Annotated in this window: 26 protein-coding genes; 11 read left to right on the top strand and 15 right to left on the bottom strand. The window is 49.5% G+C overall.

Annotated elements, in window-relative coordinates; all coding sequences use genetic code 11:
• Positions 1–302: 302 nt before the first annotated feature.
• The 5 genes from cobU to AACT35_RS01090 all read right to left on the bottom strand — a co-directional run bounded on the left by cobU (position 303) and on the right by AACT35_RS01090 (position 3,187).
• Positions 303–860, bottom strand: coding sequence for a bifunctional adenosylcobinamide kinase/adenosylcobinamide-phosphate guanylyltransferase (gene cobU / locus AACT35_RS01110; protein ID WP_099238562.1), 558 nt, complete (start codon positions 858–860; stop codon positions 303–305).
• Positions 861–896: 36 nt separating this feature from the next.
• Complete coding sequence (lgt, locus tag AACT35_RS01105; protein WP_216820525.1) at positions 897–1,772, bottom strand: prolipoprotein diacylglyceryl transferase; 876 nt, start codon at positions 1,770–1,772, stop codon at positions 897–899.
• Complete coding sequence (gene queF, locus AACT35_RS01100) at positions 1,769–2,170, bottom strand: preQ(1) synthase (RefSeq protein ID WP_062434213.1); 402 nt, start codon at positions 2,168–2,170, stop codon at positions 1,769–1,771. Before queF ends, lgt begins: the two co-directional genes overlap by 4 nt.
• Positions 2,171–2,319: 149 nt before the next feature.
• Entirely contained in the window at positions 2,320–2,613 is a 294-nt protein-coding gene (gene gatC, locus AACT35_RS01095; protein ID WP_099238560.1) for an Asp-tRNA(Asn)/Glu-tRNA(Gln) amidotransferase subunit GatC, read from the bottom strand.
• 52 nt (positions 2,614–2,665) lie between these two features.
• Positions 2,666–3,187, bottom strand: a complete 522-nt coding sequence (locus AACT35_RS01090) for a photosystem I assembly protein Ycf3 (protein ID WP_099238558.1) — start codon at positions 3,185–3,187, stop codon at positions 2,666–2,668.
• A gap of 68 nt (positions 3,188–3,255) precedes the next feature.
• On the opposite strand from AACT35_RS01090, the gene holA reads away from it, so the two are divergent.
• Positions 3,256–4,236: a DNA polymerase III subunit delta gene (gene holA / locus AACT35_RS01085; protein ID WP_099238556.1), complete on the top strand. Its 981-nt coding sequence runs from the start codon at positions 3,256–3,258 to the stop codon at positions 4,234–4,236.
• 120 nt (positions 4,237–4,356) lie between these two features.
• A complete protein-coding gene (locus tag AACT35_RS01080; protein WP_065716489.1) occupies positions 4,357–4,842 on the top strand; it encodes a DUF4168 domain-containing protein in 486 nt (161 codons plus the stop codon).
• 136 nt (positions 4,843–4,978) lie between these two features.
• Here AACT35_RS01080 and AACT35_RS01075 read toward each other — a convergent pair whose 3' ends face one another.
• The 4 genes from AACT35_RS01075 to thyD form a co-directional block, all read right to left on the bottom strand.
• Positions 4,979–5,848, bottom strand: coding sequence for a M48 family metallopeptidase (locus AACT35_RS01075; RefSeq protein ID WP_030007031.1), 870 nt, complete (start codon positions 5,846–5,848; stop codon positions 4,979–4,981).
• 136 nt (positions 5,849–5,984) lie between these two features.
• Positions 5,985–6,218, bottom strand: coding sequence for a hypothetical protein (locus AACT35_RS01070; protein WP_223209913.1), 234 nt, complete (start codon positions 6,216–6,218; stop codon positions 5,985–5,987).
• A gap of 274 nt (positions 6,219–6,492) precedes the next feature.
• Entirely contained in the window at positions 6,493–6,777 is a 285-nt protein-coding gene (locus AACT35_RS01065) for a DUF2470 domain-containing protein (protein WP_012307185.1), read from the bottom strand.
• 88 nt (positions 6,778–6,865) lie between these two features.
• Positions 6,866–7,789, bottom strand: coding sequence for a thylakoid membrane protein ThyD (gene thyD / locus AACT35_RS01060; RefSeq protein WP_099238554.1), 924 nt, complete (start codon positions 7,787–7,789; stop codon positions 6,866–6,868).
• A 147-nt stretch (positions 7,790–7,936) separates the two neighbouring features.
• Between thyD and AACT35_RS01055 the strand changes: the two genes are divergently transcribed.
• Positions 7,937–8,437 carry an HNH endonuclease gene (locus AACT35_RS01055; protein ID WP_012307187.1) on the top strand — a complete coding sequence of 167 codons (501 nt, stop codon included), beginning with the start codon at positions 7,937–7,939 and terminating at the stop codon, positions 8,435–8,437.
• An 11-nt stretch (positions 8,438–8,448) separates the two neighbouring features.
• On the opposite strand, the gene AACT35_RS01050 is transcribed toward AACT35_RS01055, so the two are convergent.
• The 4 genes from AACT35_RS01050 to AACT35_RS01035 form a co-directional block, all read right to left on the bottom strand.
• On the bottom strand, positions 8,449–9,711 hold the full coding sequence (locus tag AACT35_RS01050) for an efflux RND transporter periplasmic adaptor subunit (RefSeq protein WP_012307188.1): 1,263 nt from the start codon (positions 9,709–9,711) through the stop codon (positions 8,449–8,451).
• 57 nt (positions 9,712–9,768) lie between these two features.
• Positions 9,769–10,977 (bottom strand): AI-2E family transporter, encoded by a 1,209-nt coding sequence (locus AACT35_RS01045; protein WP_099238552.1) that lies wholly within the window; start codon positions 10,975–10,977, stop codon positions 9,769–9,771.
• A gap of 69 nt (positions 10,978–11,046) precedes the next feature.
• A complete protein-coding gene (locus AACT35_RS01040; protein WP_030007026.1) occupies positions 11,047–11,247 on the bottom strand; it encodes a hypothetical protein in 201 nt (66 codons plus the stop codon).
• A gap of 87 nt (positions 11,248–11,334) precedes the next feature.
• Positions 11,335–11,889: a response regulator gene (locus tag AACT35_RS01035; protein ID WP_071884914.1), complete on the bottom strand. Its 555-nt coding sequence runs from the start codon at positions 11,887–11,889 to the stop codon at positions 11,335–11,337.
• 273 nt (positions 11,890–12,162) lie between these two features.
• Between AACT35_RS01035 and lipA the strand changes: the two genes are divergently transcribed.
• Both lipA and AACT35_RS01025 read left to right on the top strand, forming a co-directional pair.
• Positions 12,163–13,065 (top strand): lipoyl synthase, encoded by a 903-nt coding sequence (gene lipA / locus AACT35_RS01030; protein ID WP_099238550.1) that lies wholly within the window; start codon positions 12,163–12,165, stop codon positions 13,063–13,065.
• 129 nt (positions 13,066–13,194) lie between these two features.
• Positions 13,195–13,707, top strand: coding sequence for a hypothetical protein (locus AACT35_RS01025; protein ID WP_099238548.1), 513 nt, complete (start codon positions 13,195–13,197; stop codon positions 13,705–13,707).
• A gap of 51 nt (positions 13,708–13,758) precedes the next feature.
• Here the strand turns inward: AACT35_RS01025 and nfi are convergent, their stop codons facing one another.
• Positions 13,759–14,439 (bottom strand): deoxyribonuclease V, encoded by a 681-nt coding sequence (nfi, locus tag AACT35_RS01020; RefSeq protein ID WP_099238546.1) that lies wholly within the window; start codon positions 14,437–14,439, stop codon positions 13,759–13,761.
• A 189-nt stretch (positions 14,440–14,628) separates the two neighbouring features.
• Here nfi and AACT35_RS01015 point away from each other — a divergent pair, with 189 nt between their 5' ends.
• The 5 genes from AACT35_RS01015 (at position 14,629) to AACT35_RS00995 (ending at position 18,936) form a co-directional block, all read left to right on the top strand.
• The gene (locus AACT35_RS01015; RefSeq protein WP_099238544.1) at positions 14,629–15,372 is read left to right on the top strand and encodes a hypothetical protein; all 744 of its coding nucleotides are present in this window, start codon (positions 14,629–14,631) and stop codon (positions 15,370–15,372) included.
• A 106-nt stretch (positions 15,373–15,478) separates the two neighbouring features.
• A complete protein-coding gene (locus AACT35_RS01010; protein ID WP_254047973.1) occupies positions 15,479–15,775 on the top strand; it encodes a hypothetical protein in 297 nt (98 codons plus the stop codon).
• Between the two features lie 143 nt (positions 15,776–15,918).
• Positions 15,919–16,383 carry a hypothetical protein gene (locus tag AACT35_RS01005; RefSeq protein WP_143596765.1) on the top strand — a complete coding sequence of 155 codons (465 nt, stop codon included), beginning with the start codon at positions 15,919–15,921 and terminating at the stop codon, positions 16,381–16,383.
• 136 nt (positions 16,384–16,519) lie between these two features.
• Positions 16,520–17,845 carry a (Fe-S)-binding protein gene (locus AACT35_RS01000; RefSeq protein WP_099238542.1) on the top strand — a complete coding sequence of 442 codons (1,326 nt, stop codon included), beginning with the start codon at positions 16,520–16,522 and terminating at the stop codon, positions 17,843–17,845.
• Between the two features lie 29 nt (positions 17,846–17,874).
• Entirely contained in the window at positions 17,875–18,936 is a 1,062-nt protein-coding gene (locus AACT35_RS00995) for a D-alanine--D-alanine ligase family protein (protein WP_099238540.1), read from the top strand.
• Positions 18,937–19,019: 83 nt separating this feature from the next.
• Here the strand turns inward: AACT35_RS00995 and AACT35_RS00990 are convergent, their stop codons facing one another.
• A complete protein-coding gene (locus AACT35_RS00990) occupies positions 19,020–20,216 on the bottom strand; it encodes a phosphoglycerate kinase (protein WP_065710756.1) in 1,197 nt (398 codons plus the stop codon).
• A gap of 158 nt (positions 20,217–20,374) precedes the next feature.
• Between AACT35_RS00990 and AACT35_RS00985 the strand changes: the two genes are divergently transcribed.
• A complete protein-coding gene (locus tag AACT35_RS00985) occupies positions 20,375–20,779 on the top strand; it encodes a universal stress protein (protein ID WP_012307201.1) in 405 nt (134 codons plus the stop codon).
• Positions 20,780–20,867: the final 88 nt, after the last annotated feature.

The raw sequence follows: 20,867 nt of genomic DNA, 5'->3' as shown, positions 1-20,867 counted from the left end.
CTCTTGTCTATATGAATGAACAAGGGTTGGATATTAAATGGCTTACGCTAGTTTCCTTGTTATGGATTCTCCCTGTCAAATGAGCAAAAGCCAATAGGTATAAATCCTATGGTCAGGGGAGTTTCCGAGAATCATGTAAGCGGGTCAACCTTATGAAATATAGGCTATTTCAGATGGTTAACGTTTCTTAAAATAACACATACTCCATAGGCATATAGCCTTCTGAAGGATTTCATAACCTGAGTGTAAACACTTTTCTTAATATCTAGCAGAGTTTTTGTTACAAAAAGATACAATTGACTTCAGCTGAGGGGCATTTTTACCGGAGGCAAGGGATGTCCTAGTGTTTTGATATCCAAGGCATGGCCACCCACCAATAAATAGACTTGATCAGAAACGAGGCCCACTTCGCGGATCAAACGGCCCAGGCGATCGCGAAATAAGCGTCCTAATGGGTAAGTGGGGACGAGGCCCCAACCCGTTTCTTCGGCGACGAGAATTAGCATCCGTGGGGAACTTTTAATCGCCTCCAAAAATGCTGTGGTGAGCTGGTGCCAAGGAGCAGGCTCTGTTTCTAAATGATTGGCCACCCACAGACCGAGGGAATCTACAAGGATGCAGTGGTCTTCGGGGATATGTCGCATCGCTTCGGTTAGATGGACTGACTCACCCATAAATCCCCAATTTTTCGGGCGGCGATCGCGGTGGTGTTGGATCCGGGCCATCCATTCGGGATCGTCAGGATTTTCAGTGGCCGTCGCAATATAAGTGACGGGGCGTTGGGACTGGAGTGCAAGGTGTTCAGCCCATTCACTTTTGCCAGAGCGGACGGCGCCCGTAACGAGGATGGTTTGGCCCATGGATAATGTTGTCACTAGAGGAGCAAGGGTAACGGTTTAAGTCTCGGAATTTTCTGGGATAGCTTCTGCCTCTCGCAATTCCCGCGGCGATCGCACATCGGGTAAGCGTCGTTTCAGGACATATAACCAGACTAATCCCAAAATACCGAGGGCCATCCCTGTCAAACTGACCAATTGAGCGACGCGAATCCCACCAAGCATCAAACTGTCAGTGCGCAAGCCTTCGATCCAGACGCGGCCAGCACTGTAGGCGATCCAGTAGGTCAGGAAAATTGTGCCTGTTTTGAGGCGATCGCCATGGCGCAAACCCCAGAAAAATAAATAGAGGAGTAATGCAAAAACCCCAAGATTCCAGACAGATTCATAGAGGAAAGTCGGGTGAAAATATTCATATTCCACAAGGTTTAAAGGGCGATTTTGGAGGGGAATATAAAGCTTCCAGGGTAAATCTGTCGGTGCCCCAAAGGCTTCTGAATTGAAAAAATTTCCCCAGCGACCAATGGCTTGCCCCAAAATCAAAGCAGGCGCAATCAAATCCCCCAGTTGCCAAAAAGAAAGGCGATTCAAGCGACAAAAAATTAACGCCGCAATTACACCACCAAGGATCGCCCCGTGGATCGCAATGCCCCCTTGCCAGATCGCAATAATATCCTGGGGACGATCGGCGTAGCTGCGCCACTGGAACAGGACATAATACAGCCGCGCACAGGGAATCGCCCCAATAATTCCCCAAATGACGTAATCGGCTAGTAACTCCGGTTTAATCCCCCGTCGCTTTGCCAAAAATTGAGAGAAATTCACCCCGATCAACACGGCGATCGCGATTAAAAGACCATACCAACGGATTGCAAAATTACCCACCTCAAACAAAATGGGGCCAGGGGATTGGAACTGCCAAGCGAAGATCATCATGCTTGTTCTTTGGTGTGGGTAACTTCAATGACAGTATGCACATTACCACGGGGCTGGTAGTCTCCTTTGATCGTCATTTCGAGGGGATCACAGGCCGCGACCAGGTCATCGAGAATTTGATTAACTGCTTCTTCGTGGGAAATATAGCGATCGCGGTAACTGTTGATGTAAAGCTTGATCGCTTTTAACTCCACCACTTTCTGATCCGGTACATAGGTAATGTAAATCGTTGCAAAATCCGGATAGCCAGAAAAAGGACATTTACAAGTGTATTCTGGCAGGGTGATGTTAATGGTATAGCGACGTCCGGGACGGGGGTTCGGGAAAGTAATGAGTTCGCCATTTTCAATTTCCCGCTCACCGTACTTTAGGGTTTGCGCTTCTGTGGTCTGGCCCATGGATAAAACCTTAATATTTTTTAAAGAAACCGTATTGTATTGTACAAATTTTTTGGAAGTCCTCGAAAACCTTGAGATTTGTACTAGAGAGACACAAAAAAATCCCCTTACGAGGATTTATAACAGCAAATTAAACTGAATAATTTTACTTATTCACTTTCGCCGAGGATCTTGGGGACTCGGAAATAATCATCTTCGCGGTCTGGGGCATTATCGAGTAAAAGTTGGCGATCGCCGTAAGTTTTTTGTTGATCGGCGCGGGTAATATTACTCACATCAATCGCCCTAGTGGTCGGCTCTACATTGTCCGTATCCAGTTCGCTGAGTTGTTCGACATAGTCTAAAATCGCGCTGAGTTGGGAGGGTAAGCGCTGTTCCTCTTCCGGCGTTAATTCCAAACGTGCTAAATGGGCAACCTTGCGGACCTGTTCAAGATCAATCATGTTTAAATTCTCAATGTGAATGCTTACTTTAAAGTTTTGATCACTAACTCAGTTAGAAAAAGACGTCCATTTCCGAGCGGCCGGTGGTTTTCAGCCAGTTTTGCGCTTCGATGTAGTTGTTCGGCGCGATGCGGATCGCCTGCTTCCAATATTCTGCAGCTTTATCAAAGAGCGCTTCTGATTCGTCTTCATTGCCAGATTGCTTTGCTTTTTCGCCTTGGTAGTGATAGACCACCGCAATATTATTTAGGGCCTGGGGCATCCGGGGATTGAGATCAATGGCTTCGTGGTAGAGTTCTAGGGCTCTGTTGTGATCGCCGTTGCTGGCATAGATCAGGCCCATATTGTAGAGGATATAGCTACGATCATTGGGGTCATCTTCAAGCCTCAGGGCTTCTTCGTAGTTTTCGAGGGCTTCGGAATATTCCCCATCGGCTTGGGCCGACATCCCATCGCGATAATAGGCAAAGGCTTCTTTGGAACGGTTATTGGTGGGCAGAATTTTGAGGATGATATCGGCCATCACCGTAAAGCTTTTGTCGATAAAATTATCGTTGCGCTGTGTTCTGGGCATAATGGTTACGTTGCGAGGGATGCTCTATTTACTTTACCTTGATTTGTTTGTGATTTTAGCGGATTGCGATGGCGGTGTATTTTTTCTGGGGAGAGGATGATTTTGCGATCGCCCAAGCGGTGGATCAGATTAAGCAATCGGTTTTAGATCCGGCATGGCTGTCGTTTAATTTTCAGACCTACGACGGCAGTAAAGAGGAAAGTATTATTGATGCGCTGAATGAGGTGATGACGCCGCCCTTTGGCATGGGAGGACGGTTAGTTTGGCTGAATGAAGCGACGTTGTGCCAATCTTGCTCGGATAGTCTTTTGCAGGAATTGCACCGGACATTACCCGTGATTCCCGAAAGTTCACATCTGTTAATCACGAGCCGTAAAAAACCAGATAAGCGGCTAAAATCGACAAAATTTATCCAGGAACACGCGAAAGTACGGGAGTTTTCGCCGATTCCCCCGTGGCAGACGGAAGCCCTTGCGGATCGGGCCAGAAGTACGGCGCAGGAATTGGGGGTGAATTTAGATCGACCAGCAACGGAATTGCTCGGTGAGGCAGTGGGCAATGATACGCGACGGCTCTGGAATGAGTTAGAAAAGCTCAAAATTTATCAGGGGAGCCGGACACAACCGTTAACAAAAGTAGAAATTCAGCAACTGGTGGCAGCAACGAACCAAAATAGTTTGCAACTCTGTGAGGCGATCCGGGAAGGCAATGGTGGTTTAGCGATTCAATTGGTGGGGGAACTGTTGGCGCAAAATGAGCCTGCCCTGCGGATTGTAGCGACGTTGATCGGTCAATTCCGGATGTGGACAATTATTAAGGTAATGATCGAGGCTGGGGAACGGGACGATCAGGCGATCGCCAAACTGGCGGATCTCAAGAATCCCAAACGATTATATTTTTTGAAAAAGGAAATTTCCCGGTTGCGGGGCCAGCAACTCCTCAAAACCCTGCCGATTTTGCTCGAACTCGAAGCCGGACTGAAACAAGGGGCGATCGCCGAGGAAATTCTCCCGACTAAAATTCTTGAACTCTGTCAGCATTTCCGCTAAACCCTTGCAACCATGGCAGAAAAAAGTTGCCCCCTGGAACTTCCCTCCCTAAAACCTATTCTTTAATATTAAATACGTTTAAAATTTGCCATCGCTGATTTTTATTCCCCATCGGTCATTATGCTTTTACCCCGTCGCTTCCAAGATTATTTGCTGGGCAGTTGCCTTACCCTCAGCGCCCTGGGCTTGGGGCTAGCGCCCCAATTAACCCTCAAACCGGAAATTCTTGGCTGGCAAAATCAGGCGATCGCCCAACAACCGAGCACCGCAGACATTAATCGCTATGCCGAAGCCTATCTGGCGATCTACGGCAACAACAGCATGGATAATCTCTTGTTGGAGGTCGAAAATCTCATTGGCCGCAAACCGGACTGGGAAATTCGCTGTGATCAGCCCCAGAGTATTAACCGTCTCAATAACCGTGCCGCCATTGGGAAAGTGCGTAACTACTGCAACAATGTCTTGCCCAACCTCATCGACGACATTATGCCCCGCAGCACCTTTAATCGCATTAGTAATCAGCTGCCCAATAATCCGACTCTCCAGGAACAAATTCAGGATGCCATGTTCGATATCCTCAAACAAAAACAGGGTGGCGGCCGTTAACTAACTCGCCCGCATATATCGAATACAATTCCTTTCCCCCAGCACCATGGGGGATTTTTTTTGCTCACAGATACACCCAAAAAAGGCGATCGCTTTCCTTGGCGATCGCCTAAAAACTGAGTTAAAAACCAACCATTTAGAGCAGGGGCGACAGACGACTCCGATAACGTTGCTGATTTAACCCCTCCGCATAGAGCGAACCTTGGGGATTCCCCGAATAACGGGCGGCTTTATTTTGGAGTCGCACAATTCGATCATTGGTGGCTGGGTGGGTACTCAAAAATTCCGGGGGACGACCACCACCACTGTTGGCTGCCATCAACTTTTTCATAAATGAAGCCATCGCCTCTGGGGCATAGCCGACCCGGGTCAACATATTAAACCCAAGATCATCCGCTTCCGTTTCGTCACTGCGACTGTTGGGATAATCAACGGCGATCGCCACCCCCAACTGGACAATCTGACTACTATCCAAGCCCGTCGCCGCCAAAATCCCCTGGTTCCGGGCCTGCATTCTCATCTGTTCTAGGGAATGTTTCGCCGCAATGTGACCAATTTCATGGCCAATTACACTAGCAAGTTCTGCCTCATTGGCGGCGGTTTTAATTAGCCCTGTGTTGATGTAGTTGTAGCCCCCCATGGTGGCAAAGGCATTCACGCTGTCATCCTCGACGACAAAGAATTTGTAATTTAAATTTGGGCGTGTGCTTTGGCGCGCTAAACGTTGGCCAATTTCGTTGATGTAGCTCACAACCCGCTGATTTTGATAGAGTTTAACCTGGCCGGAACGAGTCAGTTCATTGTGAATTTGTTGACCAAAGTCCTGTTCCTGGGCATCTGAGAGATTGGAGATTTGATAACTCTGCACCCCCCAAATTAGAACGCCCCGCAAAAGATTTTCAAAAAAACCCGCCTGGCTAACGGTGGGTGTCGCAAGGTTGACGCTGATCGCGACAATGCAGGCTAATAGGCCATACATCCAGCGGTTTTTTCGACGATGCAACATGATGCTTGTGTTCCTGTGGCTGTTTTGAATAGGGAAGGTAGATTGGCTAACAAACCGAAGGCTTGTTCTTTTCTATAGTAACCAATCGCAATTTTCCGTTATGTTCTCAGACGGTCGCCCCCAGGACTTTAGTTCCTTAATTCATATTTTGGTAATAGTAAAAGTTAAAGGTTTCAAACATACCGCCGACAAAACCACAGGCGATCGCAATGACTAAGACCCCTTCCCAAATGCGTCCATTGCCAAAAACTTTTAGCACATTCCCAAAGGCATCCGTTAACAATTCAACAGTTACCCCAGGGAAAATCCCCACCGCCGCACAGAGGGTCAAAAGTAAACCGCAAACCACCATCGGTGCCAAAAAGCTCATCGTAACGGTGATACACAGTGAAGGAAAAAATCTAGGGGTCGCTTTCATAAGTCAGGGGATCCTTAGGCACAAGCACTCGTTTTCTTTAGGATATGGCGCGTTGAGCTGACTTTAGAGTAGCCAATTAAACGGAATGCATACTATAAAGGACATGATTCTTAAATTTTTATAAAATTTTGAGATATGCCAGGCCGCCAAAAAGCCGCCCATCCCCACAGAACGCCTAGGATAGACGGCTTTAGACAAATTATGGTGTAAGTTGCTGGGAGTTTGTTTAGGTGGGATTGCCTTGGGCTGCTTGCATCATTTCCACTAACACAGTGTGGGCCTCCTTAGCATTGGCTAAAGTTTTTGGAAAAGGGATGCGTACCGCTTCTGTGCCGGTGGTGTCGGTCACTTCAAGGGCCATCCCCGTTTCATCCAGGGACAACATTTTTGCGGCTTCTGCGCGATGACACTGGCCAAAATGTTTCGCGTACAGGAGAACCGCGTCGCCATGGTCTTTGTTCATGTGGTTACAAATGCGATCGCTCACGGCGGAGGTAATAATTTCAGACATGGTTTGTAAAAAAATACGATAAATCTTTATCAAAATAATAGGCTGCTGACTCTCACAAGTCTGGCTAAACCATTCGGCTGTCGGGGAATTAACTAGCCAGTAAATCAACCAGGGCAGCTTTGAGATCCGGAAATTTAAACTGGAAGCCAGCCTCTTCGGTTCGTTTGGGTAGCACTTTTTGCCCTTCTAATACGACTTTCGCACCATCGCTGAGGAGTAATTCTAAAACAAAGCCCGGTACTGGGAGCCAAGCAGGACGTTTCATTACAGATCCTAGGGTCTGGGCGAGGGTTTCCATGGTGACTGGATTGGGGGCAGTGCCGTTGTAGGTGCCTTGCCAATCGGCTTGGGTAAGGGCCATTTCAATCAAGCTAACGAGATCATCGCGGTGAATCCAAGAAACCCATTGTTTACCTGTGCCGAGGGGGCCGCCGACAAAGGTATTAAAAGCGAGAATCATCTTGGCGAGGGCTCCTCCTTCTTTGGCGAGGACAATCCCAAACCGGAGAATGACGGTACGAGTGCCGTGGTTTTGGGCTTCTAGGGCCGCAGTTTCCCATGCTTGACAAACGTCTGCGAGGAAGTCGTTACCGGGAGGGCTTGTTTCAGTGTAGATGGCGGTTTCACTGGTGCCGTAATAGCCGACGGCAGAGGGATTAATGAGTACTTGGGGTTTTTGATTGGCTTTGGCGATCGCCTCGACGATTTTTTCTGTCCCCCCCTGGCGACTATGGCAAATTTCCTGCTTATAGCTTGGTGTCCACCGTTGTTCCGCAATGGGAGCCCCAGCCAGATTCACCACCGCATCACAGCCAGAGATACAGTCCTGCCAGGGGCCTGACTCCGTGGGGGTATAGGCCACAATCTTGAGCTTTGGATAGACAGAAGCCGGAAAGATGCCTTGGGCTTTGGCCTCACTGCGGGTCAAGACTAAAAGCTCATGGGCAGGGTACAAACGCTCAACCAAACGTTGCCCCACAAGACCTGTTGCACCAGTAATCGCAATTTTCATTGAAAAAAGTTTAAATCATCAAGGATATACACAAATTGTGGCGTAATGGCCCCAGTGGCGACAACGCCCCCTGTCTTTGAGAGCTGTGCTAGCATAGGCGGAAATATTGAGTCTAGCGTCTTTCTTTACAAAGATTACGGGGAGAATATGGCCAAGGTATTGGTGCTAAATGCCTCTTATGAGCCGCTCAACATTACCAGTTGGCGTCGGGCAGTGGTGCTGTTGCTCAAAGACAAGGCCGAAAGCCTAGAACACAATGGCCGCGTCATTTACCAGAATTTTCCTCTCCCCACCGTCATTCGCCTGCGCCACTACATTAAGGTGCCCTACCGCGAGATTCCCCTCACTCGCAAAAATATTCTGGAACGCGATCGCCACACCTGCCAATATTGCCGTAAGCGTGGCGAACAACTGACCCTCGACCACATTATTCCGCGATCGCGCGGTGGCGTAGACAGTTGGGAAAACCTCGTCACCGCCTGTATGCGTTGCAATGTTCGTAAGGGCAATCGCACCCCCAAAGAAGCAGAAATGGAGTTACTGATCCAGCCGCGCAAACCCCACAGCAGTCTTTATTTCGAGCTTTTGAAATACACCCGGGATGATCTCAACCACGAATGGCGCAAATATGTGATCGGCATTAACTAAATCCCCACGCTTTACTGGAAGACTTCTTCGGTTTGGGGGAAGACAGGGGTGCCGTCAGTCAAATTGAGAATGCCCGTGGTAATCACCTGTTCCCCGGTAGTTAATCCTTCTAACACTTGATAGCGATCGCCTTCAATGGCGCCTAACGTGACGGATTTTTGGACGGCAATCAGGGGGGGATCGTTTTCCCCTTGGGCGTCGGGATTGGGGGCAGTGACAAAGACAAAAGTTTCTGCGCCAATGCGGGATACAGCCGTGACAGGCACCGAAACCCCGGTTTGCTGACTCAGAATAAGTTTGGCCTTGACCAGTTGCCCCGTGAAAAGGCGATTGTCAGGGTTATCGAAGCTGGCCTTCGCCAAGATGGTTTGGGAGGTAAAGTCTACTTCCGGGGAAATAAAACTTACTTGACCCCGACCCACGGTTTCGAGGGTGCGATAGTCGATCAGCTCGACGGGGAGGGAGAGACGCAGATCGGGAGCCTGCTCGATGGGCACAAAAAAGTTAAGACTCAGGCGTGTATTTTGGGCAATGGTGGCAATGGTGGCTCCCTGTTCGAGGTAGTCTCCTTGTTGCACGGTTAAGTCACCGATGGTGCCCGCAACGGGGGCTGTTACTTGGGTTTCCCGGAGATCTTCATTGGCGATCGCCACCGTATTGCTTGATTGGCGGAGGGTGGCTTTGGCTTGATTTACACTTGCTTGGGCAGCCTTGATCCGTTGATTGATGGTATTTAGCCGCGCCTTGGCCACCTCTAGATCCCGTTGGCTCTGGTCGAGATCTCGCTGGGGTAAAGCCCCGGTATCCACTAGGCTTTTAATCCGTTGGAGATCCTGTTCCCGGAGTTTTAAGTCGGCTTGGGTCTCTAGTTTTTCCGCATTGACAGCACTGAGTTGGGCTTCGGCATTGGCTTGGGCGGCCCGGGCCGCTTCTACTCCGGCGATCGCCTGTTGCAAAGAAGCCTGACTGCGTTCTGACTTGAGGGTCAAAATGGGCGTTCCTGCCGTGACAGTATCCCCCTCTTGGATTTGAATGGCTTGAATAATGCCGTCTACTTCTGGTTTGAGGGTCACGAGATTATCCGCTTCTAAAACCCCCACGTATTCAGTGGTGGTGGCGAGCAGATCTGAATCTAAGGTTTCAAATTTTACTGGTACTCCCTGGGGAGTTTGGGCTTGGGGCGGTGGCCCACCACAACCACTAAGGCTCACGGCACAGCTGACAACTAGACCTAAGACCACTGGCGATCGCCAATCACTCCGGGACGCACCCATACATTAATTCCTCAACCAGAATAAAATCACTCCTAACAAGGGTACACAAAGTTTCCCTTAACTGGGGGACTCCGGCGGATGATCCGTCGGCAATTCAGGCGTTTTTGTTTCCGGTTCTGGCGCTACGGATTGGCTAGTTTCGATGCCTACAATTCCGGAGACCATCGCCAGCACTTGGCCTTCTTCCCTCGCCTGCCAAGGGTCTAAAATATCTTTGATCAATACCTCGCGAACGATCACTTGACCGATAACTGCTAGGGGTAACGCCAAGAACAGCCCCAAAAACCCCAACTGCAATGTCACCGCAAACAAAACCTGGGCCAAAAGCGTTACGGCAGGGAGTAGGGAGACTTGCCGGGCCATTACCCAAGGGGTTAAAACATTTCCCTCTACCTGCTGAATTACGAAGTATAAGATTAAAACTGCCCAGATTTTCCACGGGGCTTCTAACAGAGCAATGAGGATGGGAGGAATTACGCTCAAAGCCGGGCCAATATTCGGAATAAAGGTCAGTAAACCAGCTAAAATCGCCTGGGGTAAGGCCAATGACAGCCCCAAAATTGAAAGACCCACATAGCTCAGGATGCCAATACAAAACATATTGAACATAATGCCTGCGACCCAACCCTTGAGATCGGCGTCGCAGAGGGTGAGGATTTCGTCTGCCCGACGGCGATAAAAAGAAGGAAACAAACGGATAAATCCCTGGCGATAGGGTTGGGGATCCGCCAGAAACATCAAGGTTAAAACCGTCAGCAGCAAGACATTTAAAAGTACCTTGAGGGAGTCGGAAAATAAACTCCAGCCGCGATTAAGCAGCTCATTGAGCAGGGTCGGGATTTGGGGGATCACCTCATCGAGATTCGGCAGTTGTTCACTGATCGGCAGACCAAAGTTTTCTTCAATTTTGAAAATTTGGGAATCTAACCATTCATCGATTTCATAAAAGCCTGTATTGAGCTTGCTAAACAAAATTTGGAACTGGCCAATAAAAGGCGGAATGACGATGGTGAAGGCGAGCCAGAGGATCAATACCACCATAAACAGGGCGGTAAATACGGCGAAGGAACGCCCCATTCGCAGTAAGGGTTGGTTGAAACGGGCCGCAAGGCGATCGCCCCAGGTTTGCAGCTTAATTACCAGCACATTGAGGGCATTAGCCAGGATCACTGCCGTGAGCAACAACAGTAAAAACGCTTTAATTTGCCAGAGAATATACAGGGAACTCAGAAGAACAATGAAGCCGCTCCATTTCCGAAAATCCACGTTACTCACACGCCTCAAGTTAGTGCTGTTGTTTTGATTATGTCTTAGTTTTGACTAACCCTTGCCCTTTTAGGAAGTCTGGGACGTACTCCGCCACCACAATAGCCCAGCCATCACCATCGCTGGGAGTAAAATTGCCGCCAAAGCACCGCCATTAGATGGGGCGATCGCCGCTAGGTTGAAACCATAGGGCAAACCATACTTGATTAACGCTGCCCCCACCGCCGAAATCACCAACACCTTAACTAAAGAAGAAAGCTGTGCACCCATCGAAATTATTGTCCCTTGATGTTTTCGCCAATGATCATCTGGTCGGCAGTTCAACAAATACAAATATTGGTCAAGTTTAGCGAAATCCTACTTCAACTTCTGTTTCACGAAATTGACCAACTGCCCCATTTGTTTTCTGAGCAGATCGATTTCCCCTTGGAGGGCATTTACCTTCGCCTGTAACGCCACGATTTCTGCCGCCATTGGATTTCCCGTTGTGCTCGCGCTGAGGGAAGAAGGAGAAACTTCTGGGATTGTTTGGGCCTGTTTTTTCGCCTTCGCCATCGCATCTTTGATCGCGTTGATCAGTTGCTTTTGGTCAAAGGGCTTTTCGATGAATGAAAACAGTTCAAAGGGTTCCGGGAGCTTTTCGGTGACTTCTTCCTTGCGGCCAGACATCAGCACTAGGGGGATTGCCTTTAGTTCCGGGCGTTTTTGAATTTCTTGGTATACTTCCCAGCCGCTCATCTTCGGCAGCAGAAAATCCAACATGATCAGATTGGGATGTTCCGTATTGATGAGATTGAAGCCCTCAAGTCCATTCTTGGCCTCAATGACTTCAAAATTCCCCTCTGGCAGCATATCCTTGACCCGCATACGGATCACCTTGCTGTCGTCAATCACTAGGATTTTGTGGGTCACAACATACTCCTTCACAACATAAAATAGCTGGCTGGGTCGTCTCTATGATGGCGTGAGCTTGGTAAAAATTTTAAAAGCTTCAACCAAGATTTACGATCATCTAGAAGTTAAGCGATTGAGTTTTCCTCAGTTTGACATACTCATCGACCTGAAGCCACCGTGACTTTGATCACTGGGCTAGCCCCGTACCTGGGGATGTTGGGTTAACTAGATTTTCAGTAAACTAATTCTAAAAATCCCAGAACTTCCCTCAACAGCGTTTTTATAAAAATTATGGCTTCTTCTGCGTCTCACTCCTCCAGCACCCCGATTTTGCCCATGCCCAGTTGGGTCAAAGCTCCCCTCGGTAAAGCCAGTGAGATCTCGACAGTCCAGCGAATCGTTAAGCAACGGGGCATTCACACTATCTGTGAGGAAGGGAAATGCCCAAATCGGGGTGAGTGTTACGCCAACAAAACCGCAACATTTCTATTGATGGGGCAAGTGTGCACCAGGGCTTGTGCGTTCTGTCAGGTAGATAAAGGCCAAATCCCCCTCCCCCTTGACCCGGAGGAACCCCAAAAAGTGGCGGAGTCGGTGCAGCTGTTGGGACTGAATTATGTGGTGTTGACTTCGGTGGCGCGTGATGACCTTGCCGATGGAGGAGCTGGCTGGTTTGTGGCGGTAATGGCCGCGATCCGAGATGAAAACCCAGGGACACAGATCGAAGTGCTGACCCCAGATTTTTGGAGTGGGAAAGGGGCAGAAACAGCTCAGGCAGAACGGGTAAAAACGGTGGTGGCAGCGCAACCGGCTTGTTACAACCACAACATTGAAACGGTGGCAAGGCTCCAGGGCCCTGTGCGGCGGGGGGCAAAGTATGGGCGATCGCTCCGGGTTTTGGAATTGGTGAAAGCGTACAATCCTGAGACCCCAACGAAATCGGGCTTAATGCTCGGTCACGGGGAAACGGAGGCAGAAATTATCGAAGCGTTGCGGGATTTACGGGCTGTGGGCTGCGATCGCCTCACCCTAGGCCAATACATGCGCCCGTCTCTAGCCCATTTACCTGTACAAAAATATTGGACACCGGCAGAATTTGAACACCTAGGGGCGATCGCCAAGGAAATGGGCTTTTCCCATGTGCGTTCAGGGCCTCTGGTGCGTAGTTCTTACCATGCTGGTGAATCGCTCTAAAAGCAGCTTAGAGTATTGCGATTTATGAAAGAGTATTACTAGATTATGTCGTTTTGGGGCAATGCTACCGATGGGGTTCCCTAAGCTTTTAAGCTAAAAAAGTAAGGCCCAGTTTCGGGAGAAGAAACTATGTTCAACTATGCCCTCAAAAAGCAACCGTTTTCCCTCAACTTATCGGCTATTGTCATGACGATCTTGGGGTTTTGGTTGAGTGCCTCTTTCCTCCTCGATTTTGTGATCATTCCTGTGTTGTCCATGACAGGGATGATGGCCGACAGCGGTTTTATTAGCACTGGCTATGTTTTGTTTGAGGTGTTTAATCGTTTAGAGGTGGTCTGTGCCGCCGGAATTCTAACGATCTTTTTTGGGTTTAAATTTGAACATCTCTTTGGCGATCGCCAAGCCTTAAATGCCCTCGTCATTGCCAGTATTTTGTTAAATATTGCTTTGCTTTATACCTATTTGATTACGCCTCAATTGGCTGGCTTTGGCTTAGAAATGTCCGGCTTCAATGGCACAGCAACGATGCCTTTGCAAATGTCCGTGTGGCACAGTTTATATTGGGTCTTAGAGGCCGCGAAATTTGTTTTTGGGATCACTTTGCTGCGGTGGTGCTACCGTCGGGCCTGTGCGATCGCCTAAATCGTCCATTCAGTTTTTTAAACAAATCGATGCCGCCCCAAGGCGGTTTTTTTATGGGAAATTAGGTTTTCGAGAAGCCAATTTATCCGCCAAGCGCGTTGGTTCTGGCAGACGGTATTTCGGTGTACAGGCGAGGACGAAATCAAGGGCTGTGGCTAAACTGATCCGGTGACCCACAGAAATGTAGAGGGGACGCACCTTCGTCCGACTCCGGAGCACTGCACCAATGGTTTCACCGTGATCCTGTAAAGGCACCCACTGCCCTTTTTCAAGGGGCACCTCTTGGTGGGTACCGATGTAGCAGGATTTTGCCACCCCAATCGTCGGTAAATTTAACAAGACCCCCAAGTGAGAAGCTAGCCCTAAACGGCGCGGATGGGCGTAACCTTGGCCGTCACAGAACAATAAATCTGGTAAATGCGTAATTTTTTCTAATGCCTCCAAGATGGCGGGCACTTCCCGAAAAGATAACAATCCCGGTACATAGGGAAAAGAAGTGGGGCAGCGGGCGATCGCCGTTTCGAGGATCTCTAGATCGGGAAAGGACAAAACCACCACCGCCGCCCGTGTGATTGAGAAGCGCGCCTCAAAGCCCACATCCACCCCCGCAATGGTTTTGACGTTCGTTGGTAAGTCATCTTGAAGTATGATCCATTGCCTTAGAGACGTTTGAATCTCCCGGGCCACCCCAGGGGAAACATCCCAAGGATGACTGTGGTGTAAAACAAGCATTTATATAATTCCTCATCTGCATTTCGAGGGGTTTACGGGAAAAGTTTTGGCGCAATTAATCAAGTAACCGTTAAATTTCACCAATTAATTGAGAATCAATCTGGCACTTTCCTCTACACTGGAAGCAACTTTTTAAAACTTCATTTTCATCCACCCCCTACCCCAGCATTTTGTGTCGAGGTTTCCGCCATGCGTCAAGTATTTCTGTTGTTGCCCCTTGTTGCCGTGGGTTTAACGCTCGGGAGTTGCTCTCTATTGCCCGGTGGTGGCGGTGATGAACCGACCCCGGAAACCCCCCAAACCACAGCACCGACTCCCGCTCCGGAGCCAGACGCTGAATTGTTTGCCCCCCCGACAACAGAAACATTGTCTTCTGTGCTGATCCCATCCACTGACCCTGATGCTCGCCGTCGGGCTACCACAGAAGGCCGCCCCGATCCCTTTGCGGATCTTTCCCTTGCGCCCCAAGTGACTTTAGCACCTCCCCCAGCTCCGACACCAACTACTTCTGGTGCACAACCGGGTGCCCCTGGCACAGCCAATGGCGCTGGCACTCCTGGACAAACCACCCCTGGCACAGCTCCTGGGAGCGTGGCGATCGCCCCACCGCCACCACCTCTAGACTTTAGCCCCATTCTTCCATCCCTACCAGAACCCACTGCCGCAAATAACACCAAAGTGACGGGGGTCGTACAGATCAATGGCATTGATTATGTGATGGTGGAATCCCCCGATGAGCGTTTTAGCCGTTACGTGAAGGTGGGAGACTACGTCGCCAATGGCCAGGTACTCGTGAAGGAAATCGTATTTAATCGGGGCGTTCCCGTGGTCACCCTGGAGCAGTATGGCATGACGATTCAGAAAAAACTCAATGAAACTTCGGTGGCGAGTAATCCTGGAGAACGCACTGTGCCGACCTTAGAAGAAGGTTAAGCTCGTTCAAAACACAAGCCAACCACCATCGAGATATTACCCCCCAAGGGGAGCGAACAAAACGGTACAATGCTCCTAAAATTTGACGTGAAAAAGGATAGCGATTGTGACAACTCCGGGCACTGTAACAGAACTGATCACAGAACGTTTGCGGCGGGAAGATTTACCCCTGGCTATTTATCGGGAGGTGGCGGCCCATCTGCAACAGGTGCCCCAAGTACAGGTGGAATTAGAGTTGCGGCGATCGCCAAAATTTAATTATTTCCACAGTCAAATTGGGGAAATGCATCTACGTTATCCGGCGGATCTTCCCCAAGGCGATCGCCAACAAATTGAAGCGATTCTTTCCTTCTACGCCGGACACTATGGTGCCTGGCAACGGGACAGCGTTACCTCCGAATAGAGCAGTCCTTCTCCACTAGAAACCCAATTCCTGAATGAAAATCCTACAATGGAGATGTAAAGAAACTTGGCAAACCCTTGATTTCTGTCTCCTAAGCGAGACTTTTTCAGACAAGTTTCAAACGTTTTGAGGAGTGCTCAACCATGAAAAAAATAATTGCTTTACTTAGCCTCGGTAGCGTTATGCTCACTGCCGGTGCAGCCCAGGCCCAAATCACTCCCACGAATCAATACAGTTACATTGGTGTTGCTGGAAATGTCGGTTTAACAGATCCCGATCGTAGTGTTGCCGATGATGGGGTCACGGTCATTAGTAAAATCGCGATTCTGAACAATTTATCCTTCCGCCCTGGCGTCAATTTCGGGGATGATACCTCTGTGACGCTACCAATCACCTATGACTTTGCGGGTCGGGGACGCGTCAATCCCTATGTTGGCGGCGGCATCGTCACAGATTCTGGCGATACAGATTTCTTGGCCACTGGCGGCTTTGACTACCGTTTCTCACGGGATTTTGTCGGAAATGTGGGGCTTAATGTCGGTTTTTCCGATGATGCAGATGTGGGCCTTACCCTAGGGGTTGGCTACGTTTTCCCCCGAAACCGTTAAGTTTTCATCTTAAAGGATTACCCATTAAGCCTTTAGACGTTACGAATTATGTTGATTTTCCGCCTCCCTATCCTGGGAGGTTTTTTCTCGGAGCCGCAAACTTTTATAGTGATCTGAGGCAGTTTTTGGACGAGCAATGACCCTTTCTGACACAAAATTAGGTGGTTTTGACCCGCAGCTTCCCCCAGAACAGGGAGTGATCGACAGTTGCGTGCATTGTGGCTTTTGTTTGGATACCTGTCCGAGCTATCGGGTGCTCGGCTCGGAGATGGATTCTCCCCGGGGCCGTATTTACCTGATGGATGCGATCGCCAAAGGGGAGGCGGAAATTAACAGCGCGACGGTACAACATTTCGACAGTTGTCTGGGGTGTTTGGCCTGTACTTCGGCTTGTCCGTCGGGAGTCCGTTATGATGAACTGCTGGCCTCGATGCGGGCGCAAATTGAGCGCAACTACACCAGAAGCCTCGGCGATCGCCTATTTCGGTGGCTGATTTTTAATCTGTTCCCCTATCCTTTGCGCTTAAAATTGCTGCTGCCATTGTTGTGGATTTATCAAAATTCGGGTCTGCAATGGCTCGTTCGTAAACTGGGGATTCTCAAACTAATACCTCGACTGGCGGCGATGGAGTTGATTCTGCCTAAAGTTAATCTCCAGGCCAGCAAAAAAGTATTACCCACCTTGATTCCAGCCCAGGGGGAAAAACGGTACCGTGTTGGCATGGTGCTGGGCTGTGTCCAACGGTTGTTCTTTTCTCCGGTTAATGAAGCAACAGCCCGCGTATTGACGGCCAATGGCTGTGAAGTGGTGATTCCCCAGGGTCAGGGGTGTTGTGCGGCGCTTCCGGCCCACCAGGGGCAAACGGTGCAAGCCCAAGAACTCGCGCGGCAGATGATTGATAGTTTTGCCGATCAAGACCTCGATTACATCATTATCAATGCCGCCGGTTGTGGCCACACCCTTAAGGAATATGGGCGAATTTTGCAAGATGACCCAGACTACGCCCAAAAAGCCCAGGATTTTGCGGCTAAAGTGCGCGATGCTCAGGAATTTCTCGCGACGGTGGGACTAACAACCCCTTTAAATCCTTTAACATCCGAAGCTTTTCCCCTGGTCTATCAGGATGCTTGCCACCTGCTTCATGGCCAAAAAATTTCTGTCCAACCGCGCGATCTACTCCGACAAATTCCCAATATGCAGCTCCGGGAACCCGCTGAACATAATCTTTGTTGCGGCAGTGCTGGGGTATTTAACCTCCTTCAACCGGAAATTGCCGCTGAACTAGGAAAACGTAAAGCCAGAAATTTAATGAATACTGGGGCGAAGGCGATCGCCTCGGCGAATCCAGGCTGTAGTCTGCAAATCCAAAACCAGCTCCAGCAGCAAGGGCAAACGATTCCCCTGTGGCATCCGATGGAACTGCTCGATTTTGCCATTCGCGGCGTCCCCTTGCCCCTATAATGATCCCGATATCTATGGTGGAGAACGTGATGGCACGGCAACGGGTTGGTTTATTGTTTGGCGGGAAATCTGGGGAGCATGATGTTTCCATCGTTTCAGCGGCGGCGATCGCCAAAGCCTTTGCCCAGGAAGATAACCCCGACAAATACGAACTCCTCCCGTTTTACATCGACCGTAATGGTATTTGGCACGACCCAGAGATTTCCCAACAGGTACTCACTGCCGGCAAAGCCCTCCCCGTAGAAACCGTTGATCCGGCCAGTCGCTGGCAATTTCCCCCAGCGGCCCCCAGCATTGATGTGTGGTTTCCCATTGTCCACGGCCCCAACGGTGAAGATGGCACCCTCCAAGGCCTGCTGACCCTCATGGAAAAGCCCTTTGTGGGGAGTAAAGTGCTCGGTTCAGCGGCAGGTATGGATAAGCTGGCGATGAAAATGGTTTTTGCCCAGGCGGGTTTGGCCCAGGTAGATTATGTAGGGGTTTTGCGTTCTGAAGTCTGGTCTGGCCCCTGTGTTTTCCCAAAGGTCTGCGACAAAATTGAAGCCCAGCTTGATTACCCGATGTTTGTCAAACCCGCAAATCTGGGGTCTTCCGTGGGAATTAGTAAAGTGCGCACCCGTGACGAACTGGAAAAAGCGCTGGATCTCGCAGCAGAATATGACCGTCGGCTTATTGTTGAAGCTGGGGTAACGGCCCGCGAGGTAGAATGTGCCGTTTTGGGGAATGATCAGCCCAAAGCCTCGGTGGTGGGGGAAATTCGCTTTGACAGTGATTTCTATGACTACGAAACGAAGTACACCGACGGGAAATCTAGTATGCACATTCCTGCTGAGATCCCAGGGGCGATCGCCCAACAAATTCAAGAACTCGCCATTAAAGCGTTCCAAGCCCTTGATTGCCGTGGCATTGCCCGGGTAGATTTTTTCTATGTAGAAGCGACCCAGACGGTGTTAATTAACGAAATTAATACCCTGCCTGGGTTTACAGCCCTGAGTATGTACCCACAATTGTGGCAACAGAGCGGCGTTTCCTTCCCTCAATTGGTGGATCGTCTGGTGCAATTTGCCCTGGAGGATGTCCCACAGGCTTAACATTCTCGAAAAATTCTCTGTAAAAAAGCCCCCCTAAATTGAGCTAGGGGGGTATTTGTTAGAGCAAAAGAACGGTTAAAAGTTTAGGCATCATCGAGGGCAACAATACCGGGAAGCTCTTTGCCTTCGAGCAGTTCGAGGCTGGCACCACCACCGGTGGAAATGTGACTCATTTTGTCTGCAACACCAACTTTTTCGACGGCCGCAACGGAGTCTCCACCCCCAATAATCGTGACCGTACCAGTTTCAGTCGCACCAGCAAGGGTCTTGGCGATCGCCTCGGTACCCACGGCAAATTTATCGAACTCGAATACTCCCATCGGGCCATTCCAGATCGCTGTACCACAGCCATCGAGAGCTTCTTGGAAGACCTTCACAGAATCGGCACCAATGTCGAGACCCATCCAGCCATCGGGGATTGCGTCAACGCTGACAGTTTTAGCTTCAGCATCGGGGGCAAACTTGTCTGCGACAACCACGTCAGTGGGCAACAAAATTTTCCCTTGGGCCTTTTCCATTAAGCTCTTTGCCAAATCGATCTTGTCATCTTCGACGAGGGAACCACCGACGGATTTCCCTTGGGCTTTGTAGAACGTAAAGATCATCCCGCCGCCGATCAAGAGCTTGTCGCACTTTTCGAGGAGGGTTTCAATGACGCCAATTTTGCTGGATACTTTAGAACCGCCAACAATCGCCACGAGGGGACGTTTGGGGGCTTCGATGGCGCCCTTGAGGAACTGGAGTTCTTTTTCGATCAAAAGACCCGCAACGGAAGTACCAACATGGTGGGTTACGCCTTCGGTGGAACCATGGGCACGGTGAGCCGTCCCGAACGCATCGTTGACATAAATGTCTGCATTGGCCGCGAGTTGCTTGGCAAATTCGGGATCATTCTTTTCTTCGCCGGGGTTAAAGCGGAGGTTTTCTAGTAACGCTACTTGACCATTGCCGAGGTTGGCGATCGCCTGGTTCACATCATCTCCAACGCAATCATCACACTTGGTGACAGATTGGCCCAACAATTCAGACAAACGAGCGGCCACAGGCGTTAAGCGCATCGAATCAACCACCTGACCCTTCGGACGACCCATGTGGCTCCCAAGAATTACCTTGGCACCTTTCTCAGTCAAATATTTGATGGTGGGGAGTGCTGCCCGAATCCGGGTATCGTCAGTGATTACACCACTCTCATTGAGGGGTACATTAAAATCAACCCGGACAAACACGCGCTTACCGCTTAAATCTGCCTCTGTTAAATTTGCAACTGATTTCTTAGCCACAATTAGGATCCTCCAAATGCTTGCTTTTTATAAAGTTCTGTCATCTTGTCATCAGAAGAAGACCATTTTTCCGAGAAAATTGAACTAGAAGTTCCAAATCCAGAAAAATATCTCCATGCAGATTTTACCGGAGCCTGTGTCTAGGAGGTAGAGCTACCATGTTTAAAACTATTCTTTTTCCCGTTGATAAAAGTCGTGAAGCCCGTGAAGCAGCGGAGACCGTGATTCAGCTTGTGAAATCTTTCCAAAGTCGTTTAGTCCTGCTCTCCGTGGTCGAACCGACAGAGCCAGAGGAACGCCAGGGGGTGATGAATTCCGAAGAAGCGGTGGCGAAACTCCTCCAGGGAGCCCATGATCTCTTTGCCCAAGCGGGGATCGAAGCGGAGATTATTGAACGGGAAGGGATGCCCTCTTTCACCATTTGTGATGTGGCCGATGAAATTGAAGCGGATTTAATCGTGATGGGCTGTCGAGGCATGGGCTTAACCCAAGAAGGAGTCGCCGAAAGTGTCACGAGCAAAGTTACGAATCTTTCTCCCTGTCCGGTCTTGATTATCCCCTAGGGATTTGCTCTGCCAGTTAAATATCCAGCTTGAGATCACTTCTCTTTTTTTCTACAGGGCGGAGGTGATCGCCTTTTGATGTTCAGCC

Source organism: Synechococcus sp. BDU 130192 (genome assembly GCF_963876085.1).
Taxonomy (GTDB): domain Bacteria; phylum Cyanobacteriota; class Cyanobacteriia; order Cyanobacteriales; family MRBY01; genus MRBY01.
The sequence above is the reverse complement of the archived record's forward strand: the minus strand, read 5'-3'. Positions and strand labels throughout refer to the sequence as shown.